Genomic DNA, 3151 nt, shown 5'->3' on the forward strand with positions numbered 1-3151 from the left:
GGGGGTGTGCTTCCCCCCCCCGGCCCCCCCGCCCCCCGGGGCCCCCCCCGGCCGGCCCCGGGGCGTGCGGCGTCGCGTCACGGGCTGGTGCAGGAGAGGGGCGAGGTGGGCGGCGTGCCGCCGCCGAGGAAGCCGAACGTGGTCGAGGCGTTCGGGCCGAGCGACCCGTTGTAGGAGACGTTCCGGACCGACACGGACGACCCGTCCACGGTCAGCGTGCCGTTCCAGACCTGGCTGATGGACTGGCCACTGGCCAACGTCCAGCGCACGCTCCAACCGCTGACCCCGGAACCGCCCGCCGTCACCGTGACCTCGCCCTGGTAGCCGCCGGGCCACGAGTTCGTGGTGCGGTAGGCGGCGTTGCACGCGCCACCGGGGTCGGGCGTGGTGGTCGTGGTGCTGGTCGTGGTGGTGCTGGTCGAGGTCGTGGTGGAGGTCGTGGTGGTCGTTGTGGTTGTGGTTGTGGTGCTGGTCGTGGTCGGCGGGGCGGACGGCACCAGCGGGCAGGTGCTCAGGTAGGAGCGGATGCCGTTGGTGTCGGACAGCGGGCAGAGGAACTGGGTGTAGCGGGTGTCGCTGTCGACGAAGATCTTGAACCACGGGATGACGTTGCGCATCATCGTGGAGTTGTTGGACGTGGGGAACCCGTGGCCCGCGCCGGAGAGTTCCAGGTACGCCTTCTCGACGTTGGCGGGGATCCCGTTGTAGAGGTTGAGCACGCTGGAGGGCGTGATGGTGGTGTCGTTCTGCCCGGACAGCAGCATCGTCGGCACCCGCGTGGTGGTGAGGTTCTGGGAGAAGCTGGCCGGCGCCAGCCCGACGGAGGTCTTCAGCGTCGGTCGTTGCAGGGAGGCGTAGGCCGCGCCCCCGCCGCCCATGGAGTGCCCCATGACGGCGGTCCGGGTGGCGTCGACCCGGTCGCGGACGGAGCTGCGCTGGGTCAGGTAGTCGAGCGCGGCGAGCAGCTGGGTGCCGCGGGCGGTGTCCCAGTCGTTGCGGTTGTTGGTGTCGATGCCGATCACGACGAAGCCGAACGACGCGAGCCAGTGGCCCATCCACGCGCCCTCGGCGGCCCAGGTGGCGGTGTAGCCGGGGACGACGGCGATCGCGCCGAAGGTGCCCTGGCTGGTGTCGGTGGGGTAGTAGATGACGCCGCCGCCGAAGCCGTTGCCGGCGGGGACGGTGACCTGCGCGGTGGCGAAGGTGCCGCGGTTGGCCGACACGCTGGCCGGGGTCGGGTCGGGACCGCGCTGGTACGGGTTGTCCGCACCCGACGCCGTGCGGGACCCGCCCGCGACCGTCAACGCCACCACCATGATCGTCGCCGCCGCGAGGGCGATGCCGTAGCGCCACAGCCCGCTCGCGGGTCGGGCGTGCAGCGCGCTCTCGAGTCTTCTCACGGAAGGACCTCCTGCCGGAACGGGTGGCCGGGGATCGGGCGCGCGGGAGGAGCGGCCGCCCGGCCACGGGGAATGGGTGGAGTCGCCCGGGGCGGGGGTGCGAACGACCGGCGGTGCACGCTCCCGCCACGTGACCGCAACGCCGGCAGCAGCCGTCAGGGCGCTGTTCACGCCTGCGCCGGCTCGGCGCGGACCACAGGTGTCACATAGTGTGGCTTCGGCTGTAACAAGTGTCAACGATCGTCTCGATAGGGCTCCACCTGCGGGAACGCGCTGGTCGTGGCGGGCGCACGGCGGTGCGGCGACGAGTCGCTAGAGTCAGGGTCTGCCGCACGCGGACCTGGGACCGGAGCACGCCGTGACAAGCCCGTTCAACGTCGACGAGATCCTCTCGGACGTCGTCCCCGGGTCGGTTCGCCTGCCGCGCAGGCAGAGCGGCAGCTCCCCGCAGGGCCTGGCGATGACGTTGATCGCGGACTACACCGTGCGTACCCGGGCGTGGCTGCCGAGCGCGGCGATCGCGGCGTTGCTGGAGGAGTTCGGCGTGACGGCCGGGGCCGCGCGGACCGCGATCAGCAGGCTGTTCCGCCGGGGCGTGCTCGAGGGCAGTCGCCGGGGCCGGCACAGCCTCTACCGCCTGACCGACGCCGTCGTGGCCGACCTGTCGAACGGCGGCGCGGCCATCGCCACCTTCGCCACCGGGCCGGACTCGTGGGACGGCCTGTGGACCATCATCGTGTTCACCATGCCGGTGGAGGAGAAGTCCCGCCGCAGCGCGTTGCGCGCGGAGCTGCGGTGGCGCGGGTACGCCCCGCTGTACGACGGGGTGTGGGTGTCACCGCACCCCCTGACGGCGCAGGCGCACGCGGAGCTGGTCGCGGTGACCCCGGGCGCGGCGACGGCGTTCCGCGCGCGGCACCTGGAGTTCGCGTCGGACGTCACCCGCGACCCGCTCGAAGCGTGGGACCTCACGGCCATCGCGCAGCGGTACGAGGACTTCATCGCCCGCTGGGAGCCGTTGCTGCCGGGCGTCCGGGCCGGCGAGGTCACCGGGCCGGACGCGGTCCGGGCCCGCACCGAGGTGATGGACACCTACCGCCGCTTCCCGACCCTGGACCCCCTGCTGCCGATCACCCTCATGCCGCCGGACTGGCCGCGCGGCCGGGCGCGTGAGGTGTTCCTCGGCGTGTACGACGGGCTGGCGGAGCCGGCCCAGGACCACGTCCGCTCCGTGGTCGCGCGATTCGCCGACGGCCCGCAGCCGGACCTCCGCGCCCACACCGTGGCCGAGATGGCCGCCGGGTTCGACCCGGCCGGCGACCGTGCCGCGACGGGCGGGCGGTGACTCGGCCGCGACGGGCGGGCGGTGACTCGGCCGCGACGGGCGGGCGGTGGCTTGGCCACGCCGGGCGGGCGGTGACTCGGCCACGCCGGGCAGGTGGTGGCTTGGCCACGATGGGCGGGCGGTGGCTCGGCGGCGACGGGCAGGGCTCGGCCGCGATGGGCGCGGGTGATCGGTGTGGGCTCGGAGGTTCATCCCGGTCGTTCGATTCGCCGGACGGCGGCGGGTTCCACTGCGCGGAACAGGGCCGTCGTGCCCGCCGTGACATGCCGGGCGTCCTCGCCGGCGCGGCGGCGACCCGGCAAGCCCGGCCGAGCGCGGTCAGCGGTGGGCGCGGTTGGCCGGCCCGGGGCTGGGGGGCCGGGGGGGGGGGGCGGGGGTCGCCGCGCGCCCCCGGCGCCCCGCCCCG

At 74.3% G+C, this 3151-nt stretch carries 2 protein-coding genes; one reads left to right on the top strand and one right to left on the bottom strand.

The annotated features are described in order from the left end of the window. Positions 1-77 precede the first annotated feature (77 nt). Positions 78-1400 carry a cellulose binding domain-containing protein gene (locus tag ACFXGA_RS38785; RefSeq protein WP_378097738.1) on the bottom strand — a complete coding sequence of 441 codons (1323 nt, stop codon included), beginning with the start codon at positions 1398-1400 and terminating at the stop codon, positions 78-80. Between the two features lie 358 nt (positions 1401-1758). On the opposite strand from ACFXGA_RS38785, the gene ACFXGA_RS38790 reads away from it, so the two are divergent. After that, entirely contained in the window at positions 1759-2745 is a 987-nt protein-coding gene (locus tag ACFXGA_RS38790; protein ID WP_378097741.1) for a PaaX family transcriptional regulator C-terminal domain-containing protein, read from the top strand. Positions 2746-3151: the final 406 nt, after the last annotated feature.

The organism is Actinosynnema sp. NPDC059335 (genome assembly GCF_042752395.1).
GTDB lineage: Bacteria > Actinomycetota > Actinomycetes > Mycobacteriales > Pseudonocardiaceae > Actinosynnema.